The following is a 25,747-nucleotide window of genomic DNA, read 5'->3' as shown; positions in this document are numbered from 1 at the left end:
CTCAGCCTTTCGCAGCAGCGGCAATATCGCCGAAACCCTTGCCGGCAATCGCAAGTGATCGCAGCAGCTTTGCCGGCTTCAGCCGCTTGTCGCCGCTCAAGCTGGCGTAGTGGTCGAGCCGCTCGGCGATCACACCAAGCCCCACCGTATCGGCATAAAAGAGCGGCCCGCCGCGCCATAGCGGAAAACCATAGCCGTTGATCCAGATGAGATCGATATCGCTCGCCCGCTCGGCAATCCCTTCTTCCAGAATACGCGCGCCCTCGTTGATCAAAGGATAGAGCAGGCGCTCCTGGATTTCCTCGATAGCGATACTGCGCCGCGCCATGCCCATGTCGCTTGCAAGTTTTGCTGTCAGCGCGTCGACTTCAGGATCGGGAACGGGAAGTCGCGAGCCCGGCTCATAGATGAAATAGCCTCGGCTGGTCTTCTGCCCGAAGCGGCCCATCTCGCAGATGGCGTCGGCGACGGGGGATGTAATGCCGCGCTCCTTGCGGATGCGCCAGCCGACATCGAGCCCGGCAAGGTCCCCTACCGCACAAGGTCCCATGGCAAAGCCGAAACGGGTGGCGGCCGCATCGATATCGCGCGGGCTGGCGCCCTCCAGAAGCAACCGTTCAACCTCGCTGCCGCGCGCATGCAACATGCGGTTTCCGACAAACCCGTAACATACCCCGACCGTCACCGGCACCTTGCCGATACGCTTGCCGATGTTCATGGCGGTGACGAGCACCTCTGGCGCCGTTGCCTTGCCGCGAACAATTTCCAGCAGCTTCATCACATTCGCCGGACTGAAGAAATGCATACCGACCACGTCCTGGGGGCGGCTGGTGGCAGCGGCGATTTCATCGATATCAAGGCTCGACGTATTGGTCGCCAGCACCGTACCCGGTGTCGTCAAGCGGTCGAAATCAGCAAAGATCCGCTTCTTCAGGTCCATGTTCTCGTACACCGCTTCGATGACAAGGTCGGCGGACGCGACGTCGTTGATCGACTGCGACGGTGTCAGTCGGTTGAGCGCTGCAGCCACCGCACCCGCACTCATGCCGCCGCGCTTTTCGCTCGCGCGATAATTGTTTTCGATTGTCTGGAAGCCGCGCTTCAGCGCCGCCGTATCGGGATCAATGACGCTCACAGGAAAGCCGGCACTGGCAAACGCCATGGCGATGCCGCCACCCATGGTGCCAGCGCCCAGGATGGCGACACGCCCGACGCTGCGCGGCTTTGTGTCTGCGGGCACGCCGGCCACCTTCTGCGCAGCGCGCTCGGCGAAAAACAGATGACGCAGCGCTTTCGACTGCCCGCCATCACGCAGTTTGACGAACAGCGCCCGCTCCGCCGCGAGCCCTTCTTCAAGCGTCAAAGTCAGCGTGTTGCGCAGCGCGGTGATGCACGCCGCCGGTGCCTCGAGACTGCGGGCCTTCTTGAGGAGTGCGGCGGCGTCATCCTCGAAAGCAGCAGCATCGCGACGTGACGCCTCAAGCGCGTCGCGCAATCGGCCAGTCCGCCGTATTGGCGCGTTGCTCTCGACCATGTGCCGGGCCCGCTTGATGGCATGGCCGACAATATCGCCGTCCTCAACGCCGTCGAGCAGTCCAAGCGTCAACGCCTGCGCAGCACTCATCGCCTCGCCGTTGACGATAAAGGGCAGAGCTTTGCGCAATCCAATCAGGCGCGGCACACGCTGCGTGCCGCCAGCCCCTGGCAACAGGCCAAGCTTGACCTCAGGCAGCACGACATTGGCACCGGGAACCGCCAGACGCACATGACAGCCGAGTGCAATTTCAAATCCGCCGCCCAATGCACTGCCATTCAACGCCGCGATGACCGGCTTTGCCGATTCTTCGATGGCGTTGACGATTTCCGCCAGATGCGGTGCCCGCGGCGTCTGGCCGAATTCCTTGATTTCCGCGCCGCCGCAGAAGAGCTTGCCGGCGCCGGTGATGACGACAGCATCTGTACCGGCGTCTGCCTGCGCCGCCTGTAGCGCCGCCAGAACCGCGTCGCGTACCTCATGAGCCAGGGCATTGACCGGCGGATTGGCAAGTTCGATGACCAGAATGCGGCCATCATGCCGCGTCACAACCTTGCGCTCCACCTTGGTTCTCCCGCTTGCTGCGACGATGTGCCGATGCACAATTACGAGCACCAAAACGCTAGGTAGCGCTGGAGGGTGAGTCAAGCTGCCGCCCCCCGGGGCCTCCTGGTGCGCGGCTTAAGCGGCGCCACGATGCTGCGGCGGTGTAGATGACGCGTTTGCCTGTATCGCTTTGCTGCAAATTGTGGCATCGCCGTGAGACACAAATCCAGTGCCGAACAGATACACGGTAGAATGGAATGACGCGCGCTGAAACTATACGACTTGCACTGACCGATCAGATTCTTTCAGGCAGGCGCCTGCCGGGGTCTGCGCTTGACGAAAACGAGCTTGCCCGCAGCTATGGCGCGTCGCGAACGCCGGTTCGCGAAGCCTTGCGGCAATTGGCGGCGAGCGGGCTTGTCGTTCATCGCCCTCATCGTGGCGCCGTGATCGCATTGCCAAGCGACCAGATGCTGGGTGATATGTTCCAGATCATGACCGAATTGGAAGGTCTGTGCGCCGAGTACGCGGCACGCTCCATGACTTTGGCGCAACGTGACGATCTCGTGGCAATCCACACACAGATGGCGAGCATGGTGAGTTCAGGTGATCGCGCCGCCTATGCGAGTGCCAACGAAGTGTTTCACACTCGCCTTTATGAAGGCGGTCACAATGCCTACCTCGCCGAACTGACACTGCAGACCCGCCAGCGTCTGCAGCCATTCCGGCGGGCGCAGTTTTTCTCATCTCTGGGCCGCCTGGTCGCCTCTCATCAGGAGCATGAGGCCGTTATTCAAGCCATTTTGCGCGGCGATCATGTCAAGGCTCGTCTGGCGATGATGCAGCACATCGTAACGGTGCGTGACGTCTATCTCAGCATGCCGGCGCCGATTTCGAGCAGTGCGGCGTCTGGAAACAAGCCAGAACAGGTTGCCGGCGGCCGCTGACAGCCGCTGTCTTTCCGTCGCATTCATGCCGCATGTCGGGTTCTGACCGATCGGCGCGGTCCGCAGATATCACGCGCCGTCGTCAAGGATCGAGCGGAAGACTACACTTGGCGCGCGACCGACAGCTTCAGCCCTGGAGCCGGGCGCTCGCGCGTCACCTCGCGGCGGAATCTGTAGAGCGCCGCCGGCCGCCCGCCGGTGCGCGAGGTCACCTCGCCCGTCGGCTCGACGAGGGCGGCATGTTCCACCAGCCGACGAAAATTCTGCTTATGCAGATGTTTTCCGGAAATCGCTTCAACGGTGCGTTGCAGCGCGGTGAGCGTAAATTCATCCGCCATCAATTCAAACACGACAGGGCGATATTTGAGCTTGGCGCGCAGGCGCCCCATGGCGGTGGCGGCGATCCGGCGATGATCAAACGGCATCGTTGAGCCGAGTTGCGGCGGGCGGCTGTCGCGCAGTGCGCTGGGGCGCCCGTCGCGCGCGGCTTCGCCCATCAGGCCTGCCTCATAGAGGCATTCATAGCGCTCCAGCACTTTCTCTTCATCCCAGCTGATACCATCCGTTCCAAACAGCAGCCGCACCCGTTCCGCCCGCCCCAGAGGCCTTGGCCCTTCGCCGGCAGACGGGACTTGTTTGGCCCAGTTATTGAGAGCGGGCAGGATCACCGTGTCGAGAACAGCCGGCCTGCCGCCGCGCATATCCTCCCACGGCAGGAGACCATACCAGTTGCGCCAGCGCCCCGAGCCATGCGTCGGCGCGCCGCCATCGCGCAGCTGCGTCAGCGCCAGATAGCCAATCGACACCACATGCGGGCTGCTGTCGCCAGGGCGGGCATGACGCCCGCGATCACCGAACGAATAAAGTTGTTCGACATAGCCGAATTCGAAGCCCGTCTGTTCGGCAACCCAGCTGCGCAGACCGATTTCAAGCGTACGATGGGCGAGCGGATTGAACGGGCCTGATGGCAGGCCGCCGGAATTTGCTGCCTCATCATCGGTTGTCTCGGGTGGCGTGGTGAGGATAAGCGGCTGATCAGCGCTGACCGTGATGATGGCAGCCGTCAGGTCGATCTCGAGCCCGGGGCGCACCGGTGGAGCCCCGCTCAGTGGGTCGCGTAGCGCGCTGTCGCCAGGAGAGTTCATTCCTCGGCCAATAATTTCAATTTGAACGGAACGCCTTCCGCAGCTTCTGCCCCCCGTCCGATGGCGATGATTGCTGCGTTCATGCGCCCTTCGCGCATCAGCATGTCATCGGCAATGGCGACCAGGCGGGGGTTGGGGGTTGCGGTGGGCGAGGCATGGCGCAGTTCATCGGCTATCTCTGCCTCGCTGCGCCGGGGCTGGAGCGCGCAGGCAACCACATAGGCAGCAGCCGTTGATCGGGAAATGCCGGCAAAACAGTGGAGCAACATCGGCGCGCTGCGATCCCAGCTATTGGCGAAGGCCAGCAGGCGTTCGACATGTTCGGCGCCGGGCATGACATAGCCTTCGCGCGGTTCGCTGATGTCGTGGAAGGGCAGGCGCAGATGATGTTCAGCCGCCATGCTGGGGGGGCTTGGCACCTCCGGCACCAGTCGCACCAGACTGATCAGGCGCGCCGGATTGATGTTGGTGACGGTCCGTTCCAGCTTCGACAGGGGGCAGACGTGAATATACATCACATGTCCTCGAGGATTGAGCGCTATTTTAGCCGACGCAAAGTGAGGTTGCGTGACAATTCGGCGAAACGTTCAAGAAATCGTGCCTGCGCCAGTGCGGTGGGCCAGGGCAGGAAATAGGCCGTCAGAAAGGCGCCGGCAAGGACGGGTGGTTCTCCGAAGAATTTCGACGCTTCCGCCTCATCGAAGCCGGCAAGCCGTGTTGCCTCGAAATAGGCGGCCACGCGGTCGGCATCCTTGATATGCCGTTTCAGCGTGGCGCTTGGCAGTGCCGGCAGCTGAAACCGACGATGGATCGCTGCCGACAGCCTCGCCTCGACATCCTTGTATTCGGGGCCAAGTACAGCCTTGAAGGGGGAAATCATGTCGCCGATCACGTATTCCGCCGCATCATGCAGCAACGTCGTCAGGCATGAATTCTCATCGGCCTCAGCATGCGCCTGCCGATAGAGTGCCTCGACCGCCAGCGAGTGCTGGGCTACTGAATAGGCGTGCGCCCCATGCGTCTGACCGTTCCACCGTGCCACGCGGGCCAGGCCATGGGCGATGTCCTCGATCTCGATGTCGAGCGGCGAGGGGTCGAGCAAATCGAGGCGCCGTCCCGACAGCATGCGCTGCCAGGCGCGCGGAGGTTGGGTTTTGGCAGACGAGCGCGGCATGGTGGCGAGATAACCGGTATTGGGCGATGAATGAAAGTGCGCTTCACCCTTGGCACGGTGCGATGATAGGACGATTCGTCGATACACAGTGCCGATTTTGCCATCAACCCGATCATGCTGACTGATCCCTCGCCAGCCGCAGCGCCCATGTCCGCACGCCAGGCGGAAGCCTTTTTTCGCTATCTGCTGGCCAGTGAACGCCTGCGTCTCGACTTTGCCGGTCATGCCAGGACCCGCCTGGGCGAGCGCGCCTTGTCGGCCAACGATGTCCGGACGCTTCTCGGCGAGGGCAGGGTGATGTCATCCCCCCGGCGCGTCGATGGTCTTGGGCGCTCGAAATATACGCTTGAGGGGGGTATCGCCGGGCTGGACGATGCCCCGCCCGCGACAGCGCGGATTGTCGTTCTGGCAGCACCCCGCCAACCGCTGGTCCGCGTGCTCACGGCGATGCGGGTTGCGGACAGATCCTCCAGATAGGCGCTTAATGCTTGCCATGCGCGTGGCACGAGCCGTGACGGAAGCAGCCGGTGAGATGGTCATTGGTCATGCCCACGGCCTGCATGAAGGCGTAGGTGATGGTCGGTCCCACGAAGGAAAAGCCGCGGCGTTTCAGCTCCTTTGACATCGCCCGGCTCTCGGCTGTCTCGGTTGGCACATCGCTTCGTTGCTGGCGACATGGCTGCAGCGGGGCGTCGCCGACAAATTTCCACAGAAACGGCGAGAACCCTTCACCTTCCTCGATGTCGAGATAAAGCTTTGCTGCCCTGATCGTGCCCTCGATCTTGGCGCGGTTGCGCACGATGCCTGTGTCCTGCATCAGCCGCTCAACATCGCCCGCATCGAACTCGACCAGCTTGCGGGCGTCAAATCCGGCAAAGGCTCGACGGAAATTCTCCCGCTTGCGTAAAATGGTTATCCACGACAATCCCGCCTGGAAGCCATCGAGAATGAGTTTCTCGAACAGGGCGCGGGAATCATATTCCGGCACGCCCCAGTCGCTGTCATGATAAGCGACATAAAGGGCATCCTCGCCCGCCCACCAGCAGCGGTTATGCCCGTCGCTGTGCGATATCAGGCTCACGCCTTGCCTCCTGCCAGCTGGAAATCGGCCCAGTCGGGATTGCGAGGATGGATGTCGATGCTGCCGGCCATCAGCGTCTCGCCCTTCGCCTGCGCCTCGACCACATGATCAAGCCGCAGCATGGCCAATCCGCGCCCGTTCGCGGTTGAGCCGACATAGCCGATGACCCGTTCACCACATGTGACGTCATGGCCGTCCATCGGGCGCATGGGGCCGAAAGTGATCGGCACGACACGCTTGCGCACGCTGGTGCGGTGCTCCATGCGGCTCACCACCTCCTGCCCGACATAGCAACCCTTGGCAAAATCAACCCCGCCGAGCCGGTCGAGATCAGCCTCGTGGGGAAACGTGTCGCCAAGCGTGAAATCCTTGCCGCCTTCCGGGATCGCCAAGGCGATGCGATGGGCGTGATAGGCATCGGCATCGACGATCGTCGCGGTTGCGGCAATGAGTAACGTTGAAGCGTCCTGTCGCGGCAGAAAAGCGCGCTGGCCGAGGCGCGGATGGCGCGGATCGCGGTAGCTGATGCCATCACCGATCACCACGTCTTCTCCCCACAGCGCGGCGACGGCGAGTTGATCGCTGACATCGACGATCTCGACCTTGGCGCGCAGCCGGTAGAGATTGAGCTTTTGGATCAGATCACCCGCCAGGGCCCGCGTGATATCGACGAGGAAGCCATCCTCGTCATCACGCGCAATGAGAAAGTCACAGAAAATCTTACCCTGCGGGCTCAGCAGCGCACCGAGGCTGGCATTGAGCGGCGCGAGTTTCAAAACATCGCAAGTGACCAGATTCTGCAGGAAAGAACTGGCGTCCGGACCAAAAACGGCCACGACGCCCCGATCTTCCAGAAGTGCCGCTGAAAGGCTCATGCCTTCCCTCCCTGTAGCAGAGTTGCCAATGACCGGCGCGGAACGTAAGGGGCTAAGGCGGCGCTTACAAGGACGGAGATTTTGATGGCTGCCTATGATCTGGTTTTACGCGGCGGCATCGTTGCCAATCATGACGGCATCGGCAGGCGCGATCTTGGTGTCACCGCCGGGCGCATCGCCGCAATTGGCACGATTCCAGGCGATGTCGGCGGCCAGACCATCGACTGCACCGGCCTTCACATTCTCCCGGGCGTCATCGACAGCCAGGTGCATTTTCGCGAGCCGGGACTGGAACACAAGGAAGACCTTCAGACGGGGGCGGATGCTGCGGTGCTGGGCGGTGTGACGGCGGTTTTCGAGATGCCCAACACCAATCCGCAGACAACCAGCGAGGGCGCGCTCGCCGACAAGCTGAAGCGGGCCGCAAGGCGGATGTCCTGCGATCACGCCTTCTGGGTTGGTGGAACCCGCGAGAATATTGCTGATCTGCCCGATCTTGAACGTCTTCCCGGCGCGGCGGGGATCAAGGTTTTTATCGGCTCCTCCACCGGTTCGCTCCTGGTGGAGGATGATGAAACGCTGGGCCTGATCCTTGCTCGCATCCGCCGCCGGGCGGCTTTCCATGCCGAGGATGAATTTCGACTGCGCGAGCGGCGCGATCTGCGGATCAAGGGTGATCCCTCCTCCCATCCCGTCTGGCGTGATCCTCAGGCAGCCCTCATGGCAACGCGCCGGCTTGTGGCTTTAGCCCGCCTGGCCGGCGCCCGCGTTCATGTGTTGCATATTTCGACGGCTGAAGAGATGCGTTATCTTTCAGCCCACAAGGACGTAGCGAGCTGCGAGGTGACGCCCAATCATCTCACCCTCATCGCCCCCGATTGTTATGACCGGCTTGGCACGCTCGCGCAGATGAACCCGCCGATGCGTGATCAGCGCCATGCTGACGTTCTGTGGTGGGGAGTGCAATCAGGTGTTGCTGATGTGCTGGGCTCGGATCATGCGCCACATACGCTGGAGGAAAAGCGCGGTGTCTATCCTGATACCCCCTCAGGCATGCCCGGCGTCCAGACGCTGGTGCCGATCATGCTTGACTGGGTCGCCAGGGGACGCTTGACGCTGGAACGGTTTATCGACCTCACATCGGCCGGCCCGCAGCGCCTGTTCTCCATGTCGCGCAAAGGCCGTATCGCCGTTGGCTACGACGCGGATTTCACGGTTGTCGATTTGAAACGCCAGGTGACGATTACCAGGGACTGGATTGCCTCCAAGGCGAAATGGACGCCTTATGACGGGCAAAAGGTAACGGGCTGGCCGGTAGGCACCATCATTCGCGGGCAGCGTGTCGCCTGGGAAGGCGAGATTGTCACCCGCGGCGCCGGTCTGCCGGTAGTTTTTGATGATGCGTTGCCGCGTGGCTGACGGCGACGCAGTTCATTGTCCGGAGACGAAGTATTGCCATTTGCCGTCAGCGCCAATGCCGACGCGGAAAAACGTATAGCTGCCGGCTTCGCGCATGCGCTGGACATCAAAGGCGGTGAGCAGCCGGTAAAGTTCAACCAGGCGCGGCGGGTCGAGGTTCTTCAGCGGCATGTGTGCGAAGTAGGGCCAGACGTAGATTTCACGCTCCGCGCCGGCGTCGAGCCGGACAAAGCCGCTTTCGAGAATGCCAACAAGAATGGACAGGATTTCAACGCCATTGCTCTCGGGATATTGCCGGCGCCATGTCCTCACCGGATCATCCGCCGGCTCCTGCCCGCTTGACAGTTTGACGCTGCCATCGCTGATCAGCGCCTTGACGGCGCCAAGATCGCCGCTTTTTGCCGCTGCCAGAATACGGCTGCGCATCAACGCGACTGGCGCTGGCAGCTCCGAGATGTCGCGTAACACTGCTTCCGGTTTTACTTCGGTCTTGGCCGGCTGAATGAAGGGTACCTCAGAGGCGTTGGTCACGACCGGCTGGCGATCAGCAAGCCCCTTGCCGCCGAAAGCATCCTCGGCGAACGCCAGCCGGCCGGTCAGAGTGAGGGCAATCACTGCCAGTCCCATATGCCGTGCAAGCGCGCTCACTGACGCGTTGCGTGCGCCGAACATTCTCCAGCCTCCACGCGTCCGCTCTGGCGCGCCAGCATGTCGATCGTGTAGGTTTCACCGCGCAGCGCCACCATCTCGCGGATCGACGCCTCAAGGGCCGCGACGGCGATCTGGTTGGGATCAAGTCCATCCTTCACCGCCTCGATCCAGGCATCGGTGATATAATCCAGGGCCTGACGTCGCTGATCTTCATCGGATCGATCAGAAGGAAATATGATCCTGTACACGCCACTCAACTCCTCGGGCATTTTCTCGACACCTGCAAACTAGCAATCCCGAACCACGCCGTCTTGTCCCACCTTTCAAAGAGGTTAATTGGCGCATTTGACAGAAACGCGACGGTGTTCAGTCAACGAAGCGACTGGCGATTTCGTCGGCAAGTTGTGTCCCTTCCTGACGAAAGCGTTCAGCAGACACCACGGCAGTGATCGTGCAGGTGCGGTGCGTTTCGGCAAACGCAGAAAATCCCCGATTGAAGGCAGCGACAAGGCGATCCCGGCGCTCCGGCGTCGTCCCTTCAGCCTCGATGAGCTGTGACATTTGCTGACGCCATAGCGGGCCGTCCTCAGGCCGGCACAGGGGACGCAGATAGGTGAGCGCGCCCAGTATTTCACTCAGTCGTTCAATCTTTTTCTGATAGGGCGGCTCACGCGTGTCGATCGCTGACTGCGGTTCGGGGCTTGGCGTCTGCGCCGCGACGGGCAAGGGCAGCAACGCACCTGCCGCCAGAGATAGCGCGACCAGCATGGGCGCAAACGCCGACAGCAGATTGTTGCCGTCGCCGTCGCCGCCGCCAGCAACCGGTTCGCTTTGGCTTTCTCTGAGTTTCACGCGTTCGAGAAACGCCCTCGTGCGCCCGACATAGCCACGCAGGCCGGGCGTTACATCGAGGGTCGACAACTCGTCCAGGGTCACAAATTTCGCTGCGCTGGCATCGCTGCCAGCAACGACGTCGCCCTGCGTCCAGCGCCCCGCGAACAGCGCCAGAACGACGTGGCGCAGCGGGATGTTGGCTTTGCCACGCGCGAACAACTCAATGAAATCGACAAAGCCGGCGAGATGAACGCTGACGCCGGTCTCTTCGCGCGCTTCGCGCAACGCTGCGTCCGCCAATCCTTCTCCAAACTCCACACGACCGCCGGGCAGGCTCCATTTGCCCGCCATCGGCTCGTTGCCACGCCGCACGAGCAGCACTTTCTCCTCATGCCAGATGCCGACGGAGACGCCGAGCACGGGAGTATCCGGTGTCTTGGGTTGGTTCGCCATGTCGTCTTGTGCGCCGTTCAGCGCAAACGATCAAGCCTCTGCGAACAGGGCATCGATAGTCGACTGTGCATGATTTTCATGATCACGACTGTCAACCGGCACGCAGTCGGCAGCATTGATAATGCCTGACGCTGCTTCCACGAGCCCATGCAGATCGCCTAAGGCCTGGCGGGCCAGATTGATCATCATCTCGGGATTATCGCGCGTTCTTTTCAGGTCCGACATGGTCGACAGCAGCAGCGTGTCGATTTCCGACACCACCGCGTCGAAGGCGCCGCGCACATGGATCGGTGATTGATGATAAGCGGCAATCGCCATCTCGCGCCCGGCAAAGCCGGATTGTGCAAAATGGTTGGGGTAGCTTTTAGGCTCCCATTCGAGCACATCATCGAGCATGTCGGGCATATCGGGAAGCATGTTGATCAACATGATCACTTCATTGAAATGATTGAGGTAATCCGTTGCAAGAAAAGATTTCGGATTGATATTGAAAGCCACCAGATCATGACGGCAAAGGGTGCTATCAGACGGACATGGCATAGCGTGCAGGGCTTTCGCTGAAATAGGTCATCGCTGCCATTCTTGATCAATCTTGGTTGATCATCAGTTAATGCCGCGGAAATAGGCAACACATGAGGGCTGACAATCCCCCACAGGCCATACCTTGAGCCGGTCGGACGCGGGTCAGACAACTTTGCCCGGGTTCATGAGCCCCGTCGGGTCAAGCAGCCCCTTGATCTGGCGCATGAGATCAAGCTCGACAGGCTCTTTGACCTCAACGAGCGCCTCGCGCTTCAGCAGCCCGATGCCATGTTCGGCTGAAATCGAGCCATTGAGGCGCGCCACCACGCGATGTACCGCAGCATTGACCTCTTCCCAGCGGGCAATGAAGGCGTCGCGGTCAGCGCCTTCCGGCTGCGAGATGTTGAAATGGATATTTCCATCGCCCACATGGCCGAAGGCACAAGGCCGGCATCCGGGGATGAGCGCATTGACCATTGCCAGCGCTTCGGTGAGGAACTGCGGCACCAGATGCACGGGCACCGCCACATCATGCTTGATCGAGCCGCCCTCGAGTGATTGCACCTCCGACATTGCTTCGCGCAACCGCCATAGCGCGCGTCGCTGCTCAAGCGAATCGGCGAGAGCCGCGTCCTTGACAAGGCCGGATGCAATTCCTTCTTCCAGAATGCCTTCGATAAAGGGGCGCAGCGGTTCCTCCTGACCCGATGACAGCTCCATGAGCACATACCAGGGATAGCGGGCAGAAAGCGGATCGCGGCTGCCCGGCGCGTGCTTGAGGACGATGTCGACGCCAAAGCGCGGCATCAGCTCATAGGTTGTGAGCCCGCGCCCGGCCCGCGCCAATGCTGAGTTCAGAAGACCAAGAGCCGCTTCGGGCGTTTCAACGCCGATAAAGGCCGTCTCCTGGGCGCGAGGCTTCGGAAAAAGTTTCAGAACGGCGGCGGTGACGATGCCAAGTGTCCCCTCCGAACCAATGAACAGGTTCTTCAGATCATAGCCCGTATTGTCTTTGCGCAGCGCCCTCAGCCCGTTCCAGATCCGCCCGTCGGCCAGCACCACTTCGAGCCCCAGAACCAGATCGCGCATATTGCCATAGGCAAGCACTGCGGTGCCACCGGCGTTGGTGGCGATATTGCCGCCGATCAGGCATGATCCCTCGGAGGCAAGTGACAAGGGAAACAGCCGGTCAGCGGCGGCCGCTGCGTCCTGGGCCGCCCGAAGCGTCATTCCCGCTTCAACCGTCATGGCATTGCTTTGCGGATCAATTGAACGCAAGCGATCCAGGCGCGCCAGCGACAGAACAACAGCGCCTGAATCAAACGGAATCTGCCCGCCAACAAGGCCGGTATTACCGCCTTGCGGCACGATCGCGGCGTTGAGCTGGCCACACAGCTGAACGATTGCCGCCACTTCAGCGGTGTTTGCCGGTTTCACCACGCAGGCACAGGCACCACGATAGAGATGACGCCATTCAACCAGATGCGGAGCGACAGCGGCCTCATCGATGAGCACATATCGCTCGCCGACAATCGCCCGCAGGCCGGGGATGAGGCGTGGATCGACGCTGCGCTGAAGAAGAGTGGGTTGGATGAAGCTCATGAAATGGCCTTTTCTGCCTGCGAACTTAGCGACCCAGGGCTGCCCGCGCCAGCCGGTCATTGATCGCTTCGCCTAGTCCCTCATGCGGGATCGGCGCGACCGCGATGGCTGCACCGGTCCCGCCATCGAGAGCCCTGAGGTACGCAAACAGATTGGCGGCGGCCTCGGTCAGATCGCCGCTTGCCGACAGGGTAAGGGAGGGAGCAAGCGCCGATAAATGGGGCGGAAGCGCACCAAATCCGAGAAACGCCTCGCCCGGATAAGGAAACACCGCATCAAGCCGCAGCCGTTTTTCCGGAGCATAATGTTTGGCGAGCATGCCCGGAGCGAGCGGCCCATCGCCGCCGGTTTCTGCAGCCGATACGGGATAACCAAGAACGGCTGTTATTTTGTCCCGCGTGAGCGCGCCGGCGCGCAATTGCACGATTTTGCCCTCGATCTCGGTCAGTATCGTCGATTCAAGCCCAAGGCTGCGCGTGCCGCCATCAAGAATGAGCTGCACCGCGCTACCCAGATCCTGCGCCACATGGCGCGCCTCGGTGGCGGTCACATGACCCGACCGATTGGCCGACGGGGCGGCAAGCGGCCGGCCAGCGCGCTCGATGACAGCCCGCGCGACCGGGTGCGCCGGCACTCTCAGCGCGACCGTTGGCAGGCCGGCACGTGCCAGTTCAGCAACCGGACTGTCCAGACGTACCGGCATGACAAGCGTCAGCGGCCCTGGCCAGAAGCGCTGCGCCAGCGTCTCCAGCGCTGGTGAAAACACACCATGGCAGCGCGCGTCGTCAAGGCTGGCGACATGCACGATCAACGGGTTGAAGGTGGGGCGGCCCTTGGCGGCGTAAATGCGCGCAATCGCCTGGCTTGACGTAGCATCGCCTGCCACCCCGTAGACGGTTTCCGTCGGCAAACCGACGAGCTGACCCGTCCGCACGATTCGCGCCGCCTCGGCGATGGCCAGATCGTTATCCCCATCCATGATCCGCGAAGGCGCCGTCACCGTCATGTTTCTCCAGCCAGCCGAGGGTCGCATTTCTCCAGCATTGACCTCGGCCCAGCCTTCCCCGACAGTGCTGTTGAAGAAAGCCGTTGCCCCCAAGGGCGCGATCCATATCGCCAATGCGGCTTCAGGGAGGAATGATGTCATACACTGCGCCCGTCAAGGATATTGCGTTTGCCATGCGTCATGTTGCCGGGCTTGAGGCGGCGCTGGACGCTGGGATGTACGGCGATCTTTCCAGTGATCTCGTTGACACCATCCTGGAGGAAGCCGGCAAATTTGCGAACGAACGGATCGCTCCTCTGAACCGTCTGGGCGACAAGGCGGGCGCCCGGCTCGAAAACGGCAAGGTCATCATGCCGACCGGCTGGGGCGAGGTGTACAGGGAATGGTGCGAGGCTGGCTGGAACGCCCTCCCGGGTCCTGAGGCTCATGGCGGGCAGGGACTGCCGGTGCTGCTGAATTCAGCCTGCGTCGAGATGTGGAATTCAGCCTGCATGGCCTATGGGCTAGGCCCCCTGCTGACCATGGGCGCAGTTGAGGCGCTGACCGCTCATGGCAGCGATTATCTGAAGGCAACCTACCTCGGCAAGCTCATCCAGGGGGAGTGGTTTGGCACCATGAACCTCACCGAGCCGCAGGCGGGATCCGATCTGGCGGCGCTGCGCTCGAAAGCCGAGCCGGTGGGGGATGGCACCTACCGGATTTTTGGCCAGAAGATTTTTATCACTTACGGCGAGCATGACCTGTCCGACAACATCATCCATCTCGTTCTGGCCCGCCTGCCCGATGCGCCCGAGGGAACGCGCGGTATCTCGCTCTTTCTTGTGCCGAAATTCATGGTGGGTGCCGATGGCGCGCTTGGCGCTCGCAATGATGTCCGCTGCGCTGGCGTCGAGCACAAGCTTGGCATTCATGCGTCCCCCACCTGCACGATGGTCTATGGCGATGAGGGAGGCGCCATCGGCTATCTGATCGGCGAGGAAAATCGCGGTCTCAACTGCATGTTCACCATGATGAACAATGCTCGCCTCGGCGTCGCCCTGCAGGGTGTGGCGATTGCTGAACGCGCCACTCAGCAGGCCATGGCCTTTGCCATGGAGCGCCGCCAAGGCAAGGCGCTGGGCGTCAAATCCGGCCCGATGAGCCGCATCATCGAACACCCTGACATTCGCCGTATGCTGCTGGAGATGAAGGCCAAGACTGCCGCCGCCAGGGCGATCTCGTTTCGCCTTGCGGCCGAACTCGACAAATCCCATCGCCTTGAAGGTGACAAGGCACGCGCGGCAAGCGAGCTTGCTTCGCTGCTGACCCCGGTCGCCAAGGCATTTGCTACTGATATCGGCATCGAAGTTGCTTCGCTTGGCATCCAGATCCATGGCGGCATGGGTTTTGTCGAGGAGACGGGGGCAGCCCAGCATCTGCGCGATGCCCGCATCCTGACCATCTATGAGGGCACCAACGGCATCCAGTCGATTGATCTCGTGACCCGCAAACTGCCCATCGGCAATGGCGCGCTCGTCCGCCAGGAGATTGATCGCCACCGCGCCACCGTGCGTCGCCTGAAGGAAAGCAACCAGCCGGCCTTCGGTCACATGGCAGATCGCCTCCACGAGGCGGTTGAGGCTCTGGCGCGCGCCAGTGATTGGCTGCTGGCAACGCTTGGCACATCGCCCAACGACGCGCTGGCCGGCGCCACCCCCTATCTGCGGCTGTTTGCGCTGGCTGCTGGTGGAGCGGGGCTGGGCGAAGAGGCGCTGGCGTCCGTTCGCGGGCCGGCCGATCATGAAAGCAGCCAACGCATTGCCCGCGCCCGTTTCTTTGCCGAGAATATCGCCATCGCCGCTTCCGGCCTCGAAACCAGCATCGTCGACGGCGCCGGCACATTGGGCGATATCGCCCTTGTCGCCGCTGAATAATCGGGAAGGAAACAGGCGAGCACCATGACATCGATTTCCTATCATGCCGAGGGCGGTGTCGCGCTCATGCGTATGGACCGTGCCGACAAGAAAAACGCGCTGACCTTGGCGATGTATTCGGCGATGGCCAGACATCTTGAAGCGGCCAACAACGATTCTGCCTTGCGCGCCGTCCTGATTGCTGGTGTTCCCGGGGCCTTCAGCGCCGGCAATGACCTCCAGGATTTCATCGCCGCCTCAAGCAGTGGCGGATTGGGCGATCCGGTCCTGCATTTTCTGCGCGCGCTCGTTGGCTGCAACAAGCCGCTGGTCGCTGCCGTTGACGGTGTAGCGGTCGGCGTTGGCGTCACCATGCTGCTTCATTGCGATTACGTGGTGGCGAGCCAGCGCTCGACATTCGCCACCCCCTTCGTTGATCTTGGTCTGGTGCCAGAGGCAGCCTCGAGCCTGCTGGGGCCGCGCCTGCTGGGACCCCAACGCGCCTTTGAACTCTTCGCGCTTGGCCGTCGCTGGGATGCCCGCAAGGCATTGTCGGCGGGGTTGATCAACGACATGATCGAGGATGAGGGTACCGAAGCGCGCGCCATCGAGGTTGCCCGCGAAATTACCGCCAAGCCGCCAAACGCCATGGCGATCACCAAACGCTTGCTGCGCAGCGACCGCGATGAGGTGCTCGCCCGCATCGACGAAGAGGCCGAACACTTCAAGGCCTGCCTGCGGGGGCCGGAAGCGATGCAGGCTTTCACCGCCTTCATGACCCGCAAGAAATAGGCGCCCGATAACCTTTGGAGAGCTGTGATGAGTATCGATTTCGCATTGTCGGGCAAACGCGTTTTTGTCTTTGGCGGTACCAGCGGCATCAATCTGGGCATCGCCGAAGCCTTCGCCGCGCAGGGTTGCCAGCTGGGTGTCGCCAGCCGCAGTCAGGACAAGGTCGACGCGGCGGTCAAGCGCCTTTCACAAGGCGGCCTTGAAGCAGCGGGCTACAGCCTTGATGTGCGCCAGCCGCAGGCAGTCGCCGACGCGCTTGCTGATTTTGCCGGGCGCTTTGGCAAGGTCGATGTGCTGGTGTCGGGTGCTGCCGGAAATTTTCCCTCTCCCGCCGCCGCCCTCAGCACCAATGGCTTCAAGGCGGTTATTGATATCGACCTTCTCGGTACCTTCCATGTCATGAAGGCGGCCTATGCCCATATCGCCAAGCCGGGCGGCTCGATCATCAATATCTCGGCGCCGCAGGCGATGATCCCCATGGCCTTTCAGGTGCATGTGTGCGCCGCCAAGGCCGGCGTCGATATGGTAACCAGGACGCTTGCCATCGAATGGGGACCGGAGGGCATCCGCGTCAATTCAGTCATCCCCGGCCCGATTGACGGTACCGAGGGCATGGCACGCCTCGCACCTGATGAAAAATCCCGCAACGCGGTCGCCCGCTCGGTTCCCATGCAGCGTATGGGAACGCCAGATGATGTGGCGCAGGTTTGTCTTTTCCTTGCATCCGATGCGGCACGTTATGTATCAGGGGCGATCATTCCCGCTGATGGCGGCTGGGCTGCTGCTGGCGCCCGCGCGCTTTAGGCGTAAGTGATCCTGATTGACTGAGAGGACAGCCGCATGGCGACCCTGTATGTGACCCATCCGGCCTTCCTCACCCATGAGCCGCCGCATGGCCATCCTGAGCGGCCTGATCGCATGCGCGCCATTGAGCGCCGGCTGGAGGATGAGCGCTTTTCGACCCTGGTCCGCGAGCGTGCGCACCTTGGCACGCCTGATCTTGGCTATCTTGCTCATCCCGCCGAATATGTGGACGAGCTGCATGACATGGCGCCGCGCGATGGGCTGGTGTCGATTGATCCCGACACATCCATGTCGCCGGGCACCTGGGAGGCGCTGATGCGCGGCGCCGGCGCCGTCATTCAGGCAAGCGACGAGGTGCTGTCACGACAAGTGGATAACGCCTTCTGCGCCATCCGCCCGCCCGGCCATCATGCCGAGCGCGTCCGGGCGATGGGCTTCTGCTTTCTCAACAATGCGGCGATTGCTGCCCGCCATGTCCAGCACAAGCACGGCATCGGCCGCGTTGCCATCATCGATTTTGACGTTCATCACGGCAATGGCACCCAGGATATTTTCTGGGAGGATAAGTCTGTGATGTATGCCTCGACCCACCAGATGCCGTGCTATCCCGGCACCGGCGCGCGGGCTGAGCGCGGCGTTGGCAATATCGTCAATTGTCCGCTGCGGCCGGGCGAGGGGTCGGAGGAATTCATCGACGCCTTTGATACGGCGATCCTGCCGGCGCTCGACAAATTCGCGCCCGAGTTTGTCATCATTTCTGCTGGCTTTGACGCCCACTCGCGAGACCCACTGGCCCAGCTCAACGTTCACGAGCGCGATTTCGGTCTCGTCACCCGCAGACTGATGGATATCGCTGACAAGCATGCCGGCTCGCGGCTCGTCTCGGTGCTCGAAGGTGGCTATGATCTCGAAGGCTTGGCGCGCTCGGTCGATTCCCATGTAAGCGCGCTGATGGGCATGTGAGCGCCGCGTCACCGGGAGAGGCATCATGAAAGGGCGCAGCATTGCTCTGTCAGGGCCACGTCGTATCATCGCCGATGTCTGTTATTTTGCTGGCGACACCACGAAGGGCGTGATTTCGCGCCGCCTCGGATTGGGTCCGCTTGCCAGAGTGCTGGCGCAATTGCCCCGCGGCGCCAAACCGCTATGGCCGGCAATGATTGCCAGAGCCTACGGGCTGGTGGCAGCCGACATGCCGGAACTGCGCCGCGCCTATGTCAAATTCCCTTGGCCGCACATCTACGAATATCCCATGAGCGTGTCGATGATCGCTACCGAACGGGTGTTCGACGGCGAGCCGACGCTCTTCTTCGTGCGCATGAAGGGACCGGAGCATATGTCGCTGGGCGAACTCGCCGAGCGCCTGCGCCGCGCCAAGACCGTTGACTGGCAGGAGGAGCGCGATTTCCGTCGCGTGTTCGCGATAGCCTCCCTGCCTCTGCCCCTGCGCCGCCTGATATGGTGGCTTGGCCTCAATATCGGCCGCCAGCGTGCCAATTATTTTGGTACCTTCGGTATTTCATCTCTGGCCGGGCAGGGTGTGACGATCACCAACGCCGTCCATATGTTCACCGTGCTGTTGTCCTACGGCGCTATGGCGGATGACGGGTCGCTGGAACTCTTTTTTTCCTTCGACCATCGCGCCTTCGATGGTGGCGTCGTGGCGCGCGCCCTGAGCCGCCTTGAAGAAAAGCTCAACGGGCCGATTGTTGAAGAAATCATTTCCGCCTTTCCGCAGGCAACCGGTGCTGGTATGGCAAGCGTCTGAAGGAGGCTCCGTGGCCAAAGCAAGCGACAGTAAAACTGATCTCGGCGGCTTGAGTTTCGAGAAGGCGCTGGCCGAACTCGAACAGATCGTCAGCAAGCTTGAGCGTGGCGACGTGCCGCTTGAGGAATCGATTGCCATCTATGAGCGCGGCGAGGCGCTGAAATCCCATTGCGAGACCATGCTTCAGGCAGCGGAGATGAAGGTGCGCAAGATCAAGCTTGGAAAGGATGGCAGCCCGCAGGGCAGCGAGCCGCTGGATGAGCGCGCCTAATCACCGAGCCGTTCTGTTGCCGCGATTGTGATGCCAAATCCCTCAAGCCCGATATAGCGGCGCTCGCGCGAGGACAACAGGCGGATCGAAGAGATCCCCAGGTCGCGCAGGATTTGCGCGCCGAGCCCTACTTCGCGCCATGTCTCGTTACGGCTTGACGCGCTGCCATGGCCTTCATTGCCGCCTGGCGCCATCGATGCTGACGGCACGCCAGCCGAGCCTTCGCGCAGATAGATGAGTACGCCGCAGCCTGCTTCGGAAAATTTGTGATAAGTGGCTTTCAATGTTGTCTGGTCGCCGAAGATGTCGGCCAGAATATCCTGACGGTGCAGCCGCGCCGCAACGCCCGCTTTGCCCGCAACATCGCCGAAAACGACCGCCAGCTGCTCCAGCTCATCAAATGGCGTGCGGTACGAAATACCACGCGCCGGGCCGATGGGCGTGGTGACGGTGAACTCACTCACACGCTCCACCAGCCGCTCGCGCACCTGCCGGAAGGCGATCAGGTCGGCAACCGTGATAACGGGAATGGCGTGCCGGCTTGAGAAGGCGCGCACCTGCGGCCCGCGCATCACCGTGCCATCATCATTCATCAATTCGCCGATGACGCCGACTTCCGGCAGACCAGCGAGACGGCACAGATCAACCGCAGCTTCCGTATGGCCGGAGCGCATGAGAACGCCACCGGGGCGCGCAACAAGCGGAAAGACATGGCCGGGGCGGACGAAATCGCTGGCGCCGATATTGCCATTGGCAAGGGCGCGCACCGTGTTGGTGCGATCATCGGCTGATATGCCGGTGGTGGTGCCGTGGCGCACATCGACGGAAACGGTAAAAGCGGTGCTGTGGGGCGCGTCGTTCACCGATACCATCGGATCAAGCCGCAGACGCCTGGCTTCGGCAACGGTCAATGGAGCACAGACGATGCCTGAGCTGTGGCGGATGATGAAGGCCATCTTCTCGCTGGTACACATGGAGGCGGCAACGATGAGATCGCCCTCATTCTCGCGATCATCATCATCAAGAACAGCGACCATCGCGCCCTGTTTGAAGGCGTCGATCACTCGCTGCACGGCGTCCAGGCGTTCGTTCATGACATTCAACCTCAGTCGGGTGACGAGCGCCTGGTTCAGATGGCGCAGGGGTCGGCCTGGCCTTTGCGCCGTTCGACCCGGTAGGAGCCATAATCGCCAGAGACCCGGACATCGCTGCTTGTCTGCAGCAGGGCGAAGAGAGCGCCATCGAACCATGGGCCTATATCGAAGACGGCTTCGCTTCTGCCGTGACGGGTGCGCAGGCGTGGCGAACCATAGAGGCTGCTGCGATATTGCCCCGAGGAGAAGGTAAGACGCGTCAGTGTGCCGGCCATGACGGAGGACGGCAGATCAGCGCGGCTCCACGGCACCACCACCGTCGCGGTGCGCCCGCCCTGCGCATGACACACGACATCGATCGGCGCCCCGCAGACAAGGCGACCGCAGCGCGCGGCGGGGATTTGCCGATCAACCGTTCGCGCTTCCGTCAGCGATGGCGCGGCGAAGATGGCAACAGCAAGGGCAAGGACGACGCGCATGAGTGATCTCCAGATGGCAGGCGCAACCTAGACCCACCCGCCGTCGTGTCAATCTTTGGCAGTTGCAGATCTGGTTTTCCACAACGAGAAGCCGATACCGCCGCCGAGCAACGCCAAAGTCATGGCAAGCGACAGCAGCGGGTCGACTTTGGCAACCAGACCGCTCCAGAAAATCTTGACGCCGATCAGCACCAGGATGAGCGCCAGAGAGATCGACAGATATTTAAACCGCGCGACCATCGCCGCTAACGCGAAATAGAGCGCGCGCAGTCCGAGAATGGCCATGATATTCGCCGTGTACACGATAAAAGTATCCGTCGTTACAGCGAAAATGGCCGGGACTGAGTCAACGGCAAAAACAATATCGGCAACGTTTATGACAGCCAGCGCCAGAAACAGCGGCGTGGCATACAGAACTTTTTTGTCTGAGGCCGGATCAGGCAGACGAACAAAGAATGCTTCCCCATGCAGCTTTTCGGTGATGCGCATGTGACGGCGCAGAAACGCAAGGAGCGGATTGCGGTCGAGATCAGGGGCGTTGTCGTGCCCACCCAGCATTTTGATGCCTGTGTAGATCAGGAAGGCGCCAAAAATATAGAGAACCCACTCATATTGATGGATGAGTGCCGCCCCGGCGGCGATCATCACGCCGCGCAGAATGAGCACGGCGATGATGCCCCATACCAGCGCCCGGTACTGGAAGGCTGGCGGAATGGAAAAATAGGCAAAAATGAGCGAAATAACGAAGATATTGTCAATCGATAACGCCTTTTCGATCGTGTAGCCGGTGTAATATTCAATCGCTCTCTGCGATCCGAGATAGCCCCAGACCACGACGCCGAAGGCGATGGCGATAGCGATATAGAAGACGGAGAGCCTCAGGCTCTCGCCAATGCCCATCTCGCGGCTGCTGCGGTTCAGCACGCCCAGATCGAAAGCCAGCAGAATGAAGATCATGAGATGAAAGGCAAACCAGACCCACACAGGCGTGCCCAGAACCGACGACGAGGCAAACGACAAAACCATGTCCATGGCAAAATTCCTTCTGCCGCGTGCTCCGCTATGGATTGCATTGAGGAGACGGGCGCCTAGATGTTGAACTTCCGTCCGACATCGCAACCGTCAACGACGGCTGCCAGAGGGGCCCGAACTGAAGATTTGTATAGCGGTGTTTTGCCAAAAATTCAAGCCCTTGCCTGCCTCACCGCCGTCTCAACCCTTGCGAAAGGCGGCAACCGTGGACAGAAACGCCCGCTCGCGCGATACCGGCGAGAGGCCATGGGCGCCGAAGAGCGCGTTGAGATCCTCGCCAAGATAGCCAGCATAATAAGGTTCGTGGACGGCCTGGGGAAAGCGCTCCAGCATGCCGTCATAGGGCGGATGATCGCCACGCTGGAGCGAATCATTCATCACGAACAGACCGCCGGGCTTCAGCACGCGGGCGATCTCGGCCGCCGCAGCCCGACGAATTTTTGGCGGCAATTCGTGAAACAGATAGATGGCGGTGACGATATCCTGGCTGCTGTCGGCAAGCGGAAGTGCTTCCGCCTTGGCAAGGAGCGCCGTCAGCCGGCCTTCATTGCCGCGCTCGGCAAGCGCCCGTGACAGATAGGTTTCCGACATGTCGGCAATCGTGACCGGCAGGGCAGGAAAGGCCGGGCGCAGATCCTTCAGCCAGCGGGCAGTGCCGGCACCCACATCGAGAAGGCGTAATGATCGCTGGTCGCGGCCTTTAAGATGGCGGGCGATCGGCGCAATCGTCTGCCGGCGCATGGCGGCCGCCGTGCCGCCAAACAGCACCTCGACCTGCATGTCGTAGCGCGCCGCGCTCTCTTCACTCATCCAGCCATCAGATTGATAGTGGAAATTCTGCAGATAATAGGCGGGGCGCTTGCCGCGATATGTCGCGAGCGGCTCGTTGGCGCTCTTCTGCGCACGCCGCCGCGCCACCGCTGGAACGTCGTTGAGGAAAAGGCGCATGCGCCGAACCTCTTCATCAAGCGGCCCGAACCAGTCATGCGCCAGCCGGTAGATCCCGGCATCGGCATTTTTGACATCCCGGGTGAAAAGCCTTGCCATATCGGCCAACAGCACCTCGCGGCTGGTGGTGGACCCCCGGGCCGCCTGCGTCGCCGCGCCGGCATCGGTCGGCTTAGCCTCGTTGCGACGCGCCAGCAGCAGAGCGCTCGTATACCACGCCACCCGCAAACCGTGGTTCAGCGTATAGGCAAGGCGCGTGACAGGCGTAGCCATCCCGATCTCCTGTTGGCGATCATCATCACAGACATAAATCTTAACCCTTCTTCGATTGCGGCCAAGCCGGGATGGCCCATTTCAACCATTTGGAAACCGCCCTGCGCGATGGTGCCGCCATAACAACGCGGCAAGTGATGCCGGGGAGAGTGTCATGTTGAATAGAGCTCGTTTCATGGCGGCCATGAGTGTCGTGGCGGCAACCTATCTTCTGTTTAGCACGCCTTCGGTGCGCGGTGCTGAGCTTGGCTTGCCGTATGCGGGGAGCATTGTGGCAGCCCTCTGATCAGCGCTCGAACACGCCAACAAGCTCGACGTGATGAGACCACAGGAACTGGTCGATCGGCGTTATGCGGCTGAGACGAAAGCCGCCATCGATCAACACCCGCGCATCGCGCGCGAAACTCGCCGGCGCGCAGGACACATAGACGATCTTCTTCAATTTTGACGCCGCAAGCCCGGCCATCTGCGCCTGCGCGCCCTGGCGCGGCGGGTCAAGCAGTGCGGCATCGTAGTTTTTGAGTTCCGAGATCATGAGCGGGCGCCGGAAGAGGTCTCGCTGCTCGCGGGTTACCGGTTTCAGACCACTTGCATGGCGCGCTGTCTGGTCGAGGGCTGCAAGCGCGTGTGGGTCGCTTTCAACCGCGTGGATCGCCATATGGCGGGCCAGGCGCAGCGTCAGCGCGCCGCTGCCGCAGAAAAGTTCAATGATCCGCCTGGCGCCGCTCAATGCGTCCTTTGCCAGCCCGGCAATTGCCTCCTCGACCGGCGCCACGGCCTGGGCAAAGCCGCCCGCCGGCTGCAGCCGAGCGATCTCGCCGGTCGGCAGGGATGGCGGGCGGAAGGTGGCGTTTTCCTCCCCGATGCTGAGGCGCGCCAGACCGATCGCCCCGGCCGCAGCAAACAGGCGGCTCATCGCGTCGCGCGGCAATTTTGCTGGCGCAAGCGAGACATCAAGACCTTGCGCGGTATCGAGCACGCTGACGGCAAGGCTGTCGCGCCCCGTGACCAGCGGGCTTAAAAGCCTGGCAAGCGCTGGCAGGGCTGCGGCGATGGCGGGTGTCATGACCAGGCAGGCAGTGATGGCGATAACGTCGTTGGAGCGTGCGCCGTGAAAGCCGAAAATGACTGTCTTGCCCTCACGTACAAGCGCCAGCGAAACGCGACGCCTTGTGCCGGGCTCAACGCGAAGCATCGCCTCCAGTGGCACTGAAATCCCCTGTTGCCCCAACGCCGTTGTGATGCTGTCGCGCTTCCATTCGTCGTAGAGGCGACCATCCATATGTTGCGCGACGCAGCCACCGCATGTTGTAAAATGGATGCATGGCGGCGCGACGCGGTGCGCCGAGGGCTCGATGATCGATACCAGTTGCGCTCGCTCGCCACCGGCGGGATCGATATCGACGATCTCGCCCGGCAGGGCGCCAGCAACAAAGAGCGTGCGACCACCGCTGGTGGCTATGCCATCACCGCGATGCCCCAATCGCTCAATCGTTACCCTGATCAGCGCCGGCAAATCAGCCACATTGGCCGCGCTGACGCAGATAATGATCGGCGATCACGAGTGCCATCATCGCTTCGCCCACCGGGACGGCGCGGATGCCAACGCACGGATCATGACGGCCTGTGGTCTTCACCTCGACATCATCGCCCGCGCTGTCAATCGAGCGGCGCGCAATGAGGATCGACGAGGTAGGCTTCACCGCAAAGCGCGCCACCACCTGCTGCCCGGTTGAAATGCCGCCGAGGATACCGCCGGCATGATTGGAGAGGAAAACCGGCTTGCCGTCATTGCCAGCCCGCATCTCGTCAGCATTATCCTCGCCGCGCAGTGCGGCAGCGCCAAACCCCTCGCCGATCTCAACCCCCTTCACGGCATTGATGCCCATGAAGGCTGCCGCCAGATCGGCATCGAGCTTGCCGTAAATCGGCGCCCCCAGGCCGGCGGGAACGCCGTCGGCAACAATCTCGATCACCGCGCCGATGGAGGAACCCTCCTTGCGCACGCCATCGAGATAATCACCGTAGAATGCCGCCATCTCGCCGTCCGGGCAGAAAAACGGATTAGCCTCCACCGCGTTCCAGTCCCAGCGCTGACGGTCGATTTTGTGCGGACCCATCTGCACCAGCGCCCCGCGCACGGTAAGGCCTGGTACCACTTTGCGGGCAATCGCACCGGCGGCGACCCGCATCGCCGTCTCGCGGGCTGACGAGCGCCCGCCGCCCCGGTGATCCCGAATGCCGTATTTCACATCATAGGTGAAATCGGCGTGCCCTGGGCGGTAGGCCGATTGGATGCGATCATAATCTTTTGAGCGCTGATCAGTGTTGTCGATGAGAAGGCCGATCGGCGTGCCCGTGGTGCGCTGGATGCCGGCGCTGTCAGCAACAACACCCGACAGGATACGCACCTGATCGGCTTCCTGGCGTTGCGTTGTATAGCGGCTCTGGCCGGGGCGACGCCTGTCAAGAAAAGGCTGGATGTCAGCCTCGCTCAGCGGCAAAAGCGGCGGACAGCCATCAACGACGCAGCCAATGGCGGGTCCATGACTTTCACCAAACGTGGTAACACGAAAAAGATGACCGAAACTGTTGAACGACATCG

General features: G+C 61.7%; 28 protein-coding genes. 10 read left to right on the top strand and 18 right to left on the bottom strand.

What is annotated here, in order from left to right; translation table 11 throughout:
- Position 1: 1 nt before the first annotated feature.
- A complete protein-coding gene (locus ACINK1_RS00800) occupies positions 2-2,098 on the bottom strand; it encodes a 3-hydroxyacyl-CoA dehydrogenase NAD-binding domain-containing protein (RefSeq protein WP_376799854.1) in 2,097 nt (698 codons plus the stop codon).
- 239 nt (positions 2,099-2,337) lie between these two features.
- Between ACINK1_RS00800 and ACINK1_RS00795 the strand changes: the two genes are divergently transcribed.
- Entirely contained in the window at positions 2,338-3,027 is a 690-nt protein-coding gene (locus ACINK1_RS00795; protein WP_376799855.1) for a GntR family transcriptional regulator, read from the top strand.
- 101 nt (positions 3,028-3,128) lie between these two features.
- Here the strand turns inward: ACINK1_RS00795 and ACINK1_RS00790 are convergent, their stop codons facing one another.
- From ACINK1_RS00790 to ACINK1_RS00780, 3 genes are read right to left on the bottom strand one after another with little or no spacing between them, the layout of a single operon-like run.
- Positions 3,129-4,172: an NAD regulator gene (locus tag ACINK1_RS00790; RefSeq protein WP_376799856.1), complete on the bottom strand. Its 1,044-nt coding sequence runs from the start codon at positions 4,170-4,172 to the stop codon at positions 3,129-3,131.
- Positions 4,169-4,687 carry a tyrosine phosphatase family protein gene (locus tag ACINK1_RS00785; protein WP_376799857.1) on the bottom strand — a complete coding sequence of 173 codons (519 nt, stop codon included), beginning with the start codon at positions 4,685-4,687 and terminating at the stop codon, positions 4,169-4,171. The genes ACINK1_RS00790 and ACINK1_RS00785 overlap by 4 nt, the downstream gene beginning before the upstream one ends.
- Before the next feature lie 23 nt (positions 4,688-4,710).
- A complete protein-coding gene (locus ACINK1_RS00780) occupies positions 4,711-5,346 on the bottom strand; it encodes a YfbR-like 5'-deoxynucleotidase (RefSeq protein ID WP_376799989.1) in 636 nt (211 codons plus the stop codon).
- A gap of 147 nt (positions 5,347-5,493) precedes the next feature.
- Here ACINK1_RS00780 and ACINK1_RS00775 point away from each other — a divergent pair, with 147 nt between their 5' ends.
- Positions 5,494-5,823 carry a hypothetical protein gene (locus tag ACINK1_RS00775; RefSeq protein WP_376799858.1) on the top strand — a complete coding sequence of 110 codons (330 nt, stop codon included), beginning with the start codon at positions 5,494-5,496 and terminating at the stop codon, positions 5,821-5,823.
- A 4-nt stretch (positions 5,824-5,827) separates the two neighbouring features.
- Here the strand turns inward: ACINK1_RS00775 and ACINK1_RS00770 are convergent, their stop codons facing one another.
- Both ACINK1_RS00770 and ACINK1_RS00765 read right to left on the bottom strand, forming a co-directional pair.
- On the bottom strand, positions 5,828-6,427 hold the full coding sequence (locus ACINK1_RS00770; protein ID WP_376799859.1) for a DNA-3-methyladenine glycosylase I: 600 nt from the start codon (positions 6,425-6,427) through the stop codon (positions 5,828-5,830).
- On the bottom strand, positions 6,424-7,302 hold the full coding sequence (locus ACINK1_RS00765) for a folate-binding protein YgfZ (RefSeq protein ID WP_376799860.1): 879 nt from the start codon (positions 7,300-7,302) through the stop codon (positions 6,424-6,426). Before ACINK1_RS00765 ends, ACINK1_RS00770 begins: the two co-directional genes overlap by 4 nt.
- A gap of 81 nt (positions 7,303-7,383) precedes the next feature.
- On the opposite strand from ACINK1_RS00765, the gene ACINK1_RS00760 reads away from it, so the two are divergent.
- Positions 7,384-8,721, top strand: coding sequence for a dihydroorotase (locus tag ACINK1_RS00760; protein ID WP_376799861.1), 1,338 nt, complete (start codon positions 7,384-7,386; stop codon positions 8,719-8,721).
- Between the two features lie 12 nt (positions 8,722-8,733).
- On the opposite strand, the gene ACINK1_RS00755 is transcribed toward ACINK1_RS00760, so the two are convergent.
- The 6 genes from ACINK1_RS00755 to ACINK1_RS00730 form a co-directional block, all read right to left on the bottom strand.
- Entirely contained in the window at positions 8,734-9,369 is a 636-nt protein-coding gene (locus ACINK1_RS00755; protein WP_376799862.1) for a hypothetical protein, read from the bottom strand.
- Positions 9,366-9,620 carry a hypothetical protein gene (locus ACINK1_RS00750; protein WP_376799863.1) on the bottom strand — a complete coding sequence of 85 codons (255 nt, stop codon included), beginning with the start codon at positions 9,618-9,620 and terminating at the stop codon, positions 9,366-9,368. The genes ACINK1_RS00755 and ACINK1_RS00750 overlap by 4 nt, the downstream gene beginning before the upstream one ends.
- Before the next feature lie 118 nt (positions 9,621-9,738).
- On the bottom strand, positions 9,739-10,659 hold the full coding sequence (locus tag ACINK1_RS00745) for a TIGR02301 family protein (RefSeq protein WP_376799864.1): 921 nt from the start codon (positions 10,657-10,659) through the stop codon (positions 9,739-9,741).
- Positions 10,660-10,689: 30 nt separating this feature from the next.
- On the bottom strand, positions 10,690-11,157 hold the full coding sequence (locus tag ACINK1_RS00740; protein ID WP_376799865.1) for a hypothetical protein: 468 nt from the start codon (positions 11,155-11,157) through the stop codon (positions 10,690-10,692).
- Positions 11,158-11,343: 186 nt separating this feature from the next.
- The gene (locus ACINK1_RS00735) at positions 11,344-12,783 is read right to left on the bottom strand and encodes an FAD-binding oxidoreductase (protein WP_376799866.1); all 1,440 of its coding nucleotides are present in this window, start codon (positions 12,781-12,783) and stop codon (positions 11,344-11,346) included.
- Positions 12,784-12,808: 25 nt separating this feature from the next.
- Positions 12,809-13,930: an L-threonylcarbamoyladenylate synthase gene (locus tag ACINK1_RS00730; protein WP_376799867.1), complete on the bottom strand. Its 1,122-nt coding sequence runs from the start codon at positions 13,928-13,930 to the stop codon at positions 12,809-12,811.
- On the opposite strand from ACINK1_RS00730, the gene ACINK1_RS00725 reads away from it, so the two are divergent.
- The 6 genes from ACINK1_RS00725 to ACINK1_RS00700 are packed head-to-tail and all read left to right on the top strand — an operon-like array spanning position 13,924 to position 19,316.
- Complete coding sequence (locus ACINK1_RS00725) at positions 13,924-15,702, top strand: acyl-CoA dehydrogenase (RefSeq protein ID WP_376799868.1); 1,779 nt, start codon at positions 13,924-13,926, stop codon at positions 15,700-15,702. The genes ACINK1_RS00730 and ACINK1_RS00725 overlap by 7 nt on opposite strands.
- A 24-nt stretch (positions 15,703-15,726) precedes the next feature.
- A complete protein-coding gene (locus ACINK1_RS00720; RefSeq protein WP_376799869.1) occupies positions 15,727-16,473 on the top strand; it encodes a crotonase/enoyl-CoA hydratase family protein in 747 nt (248 codons plus the stop codon).
- A 27-nt stretch (positions 16,474-16,500) separates the two neighbouring features.
- A complete protein-coding gene (locus ACINK1_RS00715) occupies positions 16,501-17,277 on the top strand; it encodes an SDR family oxidoreductase (protein ID WP_376799870.1) in 777 nt (258 codons plus the stop codon).
- 36 nt (positions 17,278-17,313) lie between these two features.
- A complete protein-coding gene (locus ACINK1_RS00710) occupies positions 17,314-18,240 on the top strand; it encodes a histone deacetylase family protein (RefSeq protein WP_376799871.1) in 927 nt (308 codons plus the stop codon).
- Positions 18,241-18,265: 25 nt separating this feature from the next.
- Positions 18,266-19,045 (top strand): hypothetical protein, encoded by a 780-nt coding sequence (locus ACINK1_RS00705; RefSeq protein ID WP_376799872.1) that lies wholly within the window; start codon positions 18,266-18,268, stop codon positions 19,043-19,045.
- 10 nt (positions 19,046-19,055) lie between these two features.
- Positions 19,056-19,316 (top strand): exodeoxyribonuclease VII small subunit, encoded by a 261-nt coding sequence (locus ACINK1_RS00700; protein ID WP_376799873.1) that lies wholly within the window; start codon positions 19,056-19,058, stop codon positions 19,314-19,316.
- Here ACINK1_RS00700 and ribB read toward each other — a convergent pair.
- The 4 genes from ribB to ACINK1_RS00680 form a co-directional block, all read right to left on the bottom strand.
- Positions 19,313-20,410 (bottom strand): 3,4-dihydroxy-2-butanone-4-phosphate synthase, encoded by a 1,098-nt coding sequence (gene ribB / locus ACINK1_RS00695; protein WP_376799874.1) that lies wholly within the window; start codon positions 20,408-20,410, stop codon positions 19,313-19,315. The genes ACINK1_RS00700 and ribB overlap by 4 nt on opposite strands.
- Before the next feature lie 35 nt (positions 20,411-20,445).
- A complete protein-coding gene (locus ACINK1_RS00690; protein ID WP_376799875.1) occupies positions 20,446-20,889 on the bottom strand; it encodes a hypothetical protein in 444 nt (147 codons plus the stop codon).
- A 48-nt stretch (positions 20,890-20,937) separates the two neighbouring features.
- Positions 20,938-21,921, bottom strand: coding sequence for a TerC family protein (locus ACINK1_RS00685; RefSeq protein ID WP_376799876.1), 984 nt, complete (start codon positions 21,919-21,921; stop codon positions 20,938-20,940).
- 180 nt (positions 21,922-22,101) lie between these two features.
- Complete coding sequence (locus ACINK1_RS00680) at positions 22,102-23,142, bottom strand: class I SAM-dependent methyltransferase (RefSeq protein ID WP_376799877.1); 1,041 nt, start codon at positions 23,140-23,142, stop codon at positions 22,102-22,104.
- Positions 23,143-23,296: 154 nt separating this feature from the next.
- On the opposite strand from ACINK1_RS00680, the gene ACINK1_RS00675 reads away from it, so the two are divergent.
- Positions 23,297-23,428: a hypothetical protein gene (locus ACINK1_RS00675; RefSeq protein WP_376799878.1), complete on the top strand. Its 132-nt coding sequence runs from the start codon at positions 23,297-23,299 to the stop codon at positions 23,426-23,428.
- Here ACINK1_RS00675 and ACINK1_RS00670 read toward each other — a convergent pair whose 3' ends face one another.
- Both ACINK1_RS00670 and aroC read right to left on the bottom strand, forming a co-directional pair.
- Positions 23,429-24,667 carry a class I SAM-dependent RNA methyltransferase gene (locus ACINK1_RS00670; RefSeq protein ID WP_376799879.1) on the bottom strand — a complete coding sequence of 413 codons (1,239 nt, stop codon included), beginning with the start codon at positions 24,665-24,667 and terminating at the stop codon, positions 23,429-23,431. It abuts the gene before it with no gap.
- Positions 24,660-25,745, bottom strand: a complete 1,086-nt coding sequence (aroC, locus tag ACINK1_RS00665) for a chorismate synthase (protein ID WP_376799880.1) — start codon at positions 25,743-25,745, stop codon at positions 24,660-24,662. The genes ACINK1_RS00670 and aroC overlap by 8 nt, the downstream gene beginning before the upstream one ends.
- Between the last annotated feature and the right edge of the window lie 2 nt (positions 25,746-25,747).

This window comes from Raskinella chloraquaticus (SeqCode) (genome assembly GCF_021731865.1).
Classification (GTDB): domain Bacteria; phylum Pseudomonadota; class Alphaproteobacteria; order Rhizobiales; family UBA4765; genus Raskinella; species Raskinella chloraquaticus.
The sequence above is the reverse complement of the archived record's forward strand: the minus strand, read 5'-3'. Positions and strand labels throughout refer to the sequence as shown.

Coding starts and splice junctions, on each gene's coding strand:
- ACINK1_RS00680 (WP_376799877.1), bottom strand. CDS start 23,142: ATGGCTACGCCTGTCACGCGCCTTGCCTATACGCTGAACCACGGTTTG.
- ACINK1_RS00795 (WP_376799855.1), top strand. CDS start 2,338: ATGACGCGCGCTGAAACTATACGACTTGCACTGACCGATCAGATTCTT.
- ACINK1_RS00710 (WP_376799871.1), top strand. CDS start 17,314: ATGGCGACCCTGTATGTGACCCATCCGGCCTTCCTCACCCATGAGCCG.
- ACINK1_RS00705 (WP_376799872.1), top strand. CDS start 18,266: ATGAAAGGGCGCAGCATTGCTCTGTCAGGGCCACGTCGTATCATCGCC.
- ACINK1_RS00735 (WP_376799866.1), bottom strand. CDS start 12,783: ATGAGCTTCATCCAACCCACTCTTCTTCAGCGCAGCGTCGATCCACGC.
- ACINK1_RS00675 (WP_376799878.1), top strand. CDS start 23,297: ATGTTGAATAGAGCTCGTTTCATGGCGGCCATGAGTGTCGTGGCGGCA.
- ACINK1_RS00690 (WP_376799875.1), bottom strand. CDS start 20,889: ATGCGCGTCGTCCTTGCCCTTGCTGTTGCCATCTTCGCCGCGCCATCG.
- ACINK1_RS00765 (WP_376799860.1), bottom strand. CDS start 7,302: ATGAGCCTTTCAGCGGCACTTCTGGAAGATCGGGGCGTCGTGGCCGTT.
- aroC (WP_376799880.1), bottom strand. CDS start 25,745: ATGTCGTTCAACAGTTTCGGTCATCTTTTTCGTGTTACCACGTTTGGT.
- ACINK1_RS00685 (WP_376799876.1), bottom strand. CDS start 21,921: ATGGACATGGTTTTGTCGTTTGCCTCGTCGTCGGTTCTGGGCACGCCT.
- ACINK1_RS00790 (WP_376799856.1), bottom strand. CDS start 4,172: ATGAACTCTCCTGGCGACAGCGCGCTACGCGACCCACTGAGCGGGGCT.
- ACINK1_RS00725 (WP_376799868.1), top strand. CDS start 13,924: ATGTCATACACTGCGCCCGTCAAGGATATTGCGTTTGCCATGCGTCAT.
- ACINK1_RS00775 (WP_376799858.1), top strand. CDS start 5,494: ATGTCCGCACGCCAGGCGGAAGCCTTTTTTCGCTATCTGCTGGCCAGT.
- ACINK1_RS00715 (WP_376799870.1), top strand. CDS start 16,501: ATGAGTATCGATTTCGCATTGTCGGGCAAACGCGTTTTTGTCTTTGGC.
- ACINK1_RS00780 (WP_376799989.1), bottom strand. CDS start 5,346: ATGCCGCGCTCGTCTGCCAAAACCCAACCTCCGCGCGCCTGGCAGCGC.
- ACINK1_RS00745 (WP_376799864.1), bottom strand. CDS start 10,659: ATGGCGAACCAACCCAAGACACCGGATACTCCCGTGCTCGGCGTCTCC.
- ribB (WP_376799874.1), bottom strand. CDS start 20,410: ATGAACGAACGCCTGGACGCCGTGCAGCGAGTGATCGACGCCTTCAAA.
- ACINK1_RS00785 (WP_376799857.1), bottom strand. CDS start 4,687: ATGTATATTCACGTCTGCCCCCTGTCGAAGCTGGAACGGACCGTCACC.
- ACINK1_RS00730 (WP_376799867.1), bottom strand. CDS start 13,930: ATGACATCATTCCTCCCTGAAGCCGCATTGGCGATATGGATCGCGCCC.
- ACINK1_RS00720 (WP_376799869.1), top strand. CDS start 15,727: ATGACATCGATTTCCTATCATGCCGAGGGCGGTGTCGCGCTCATGCGT.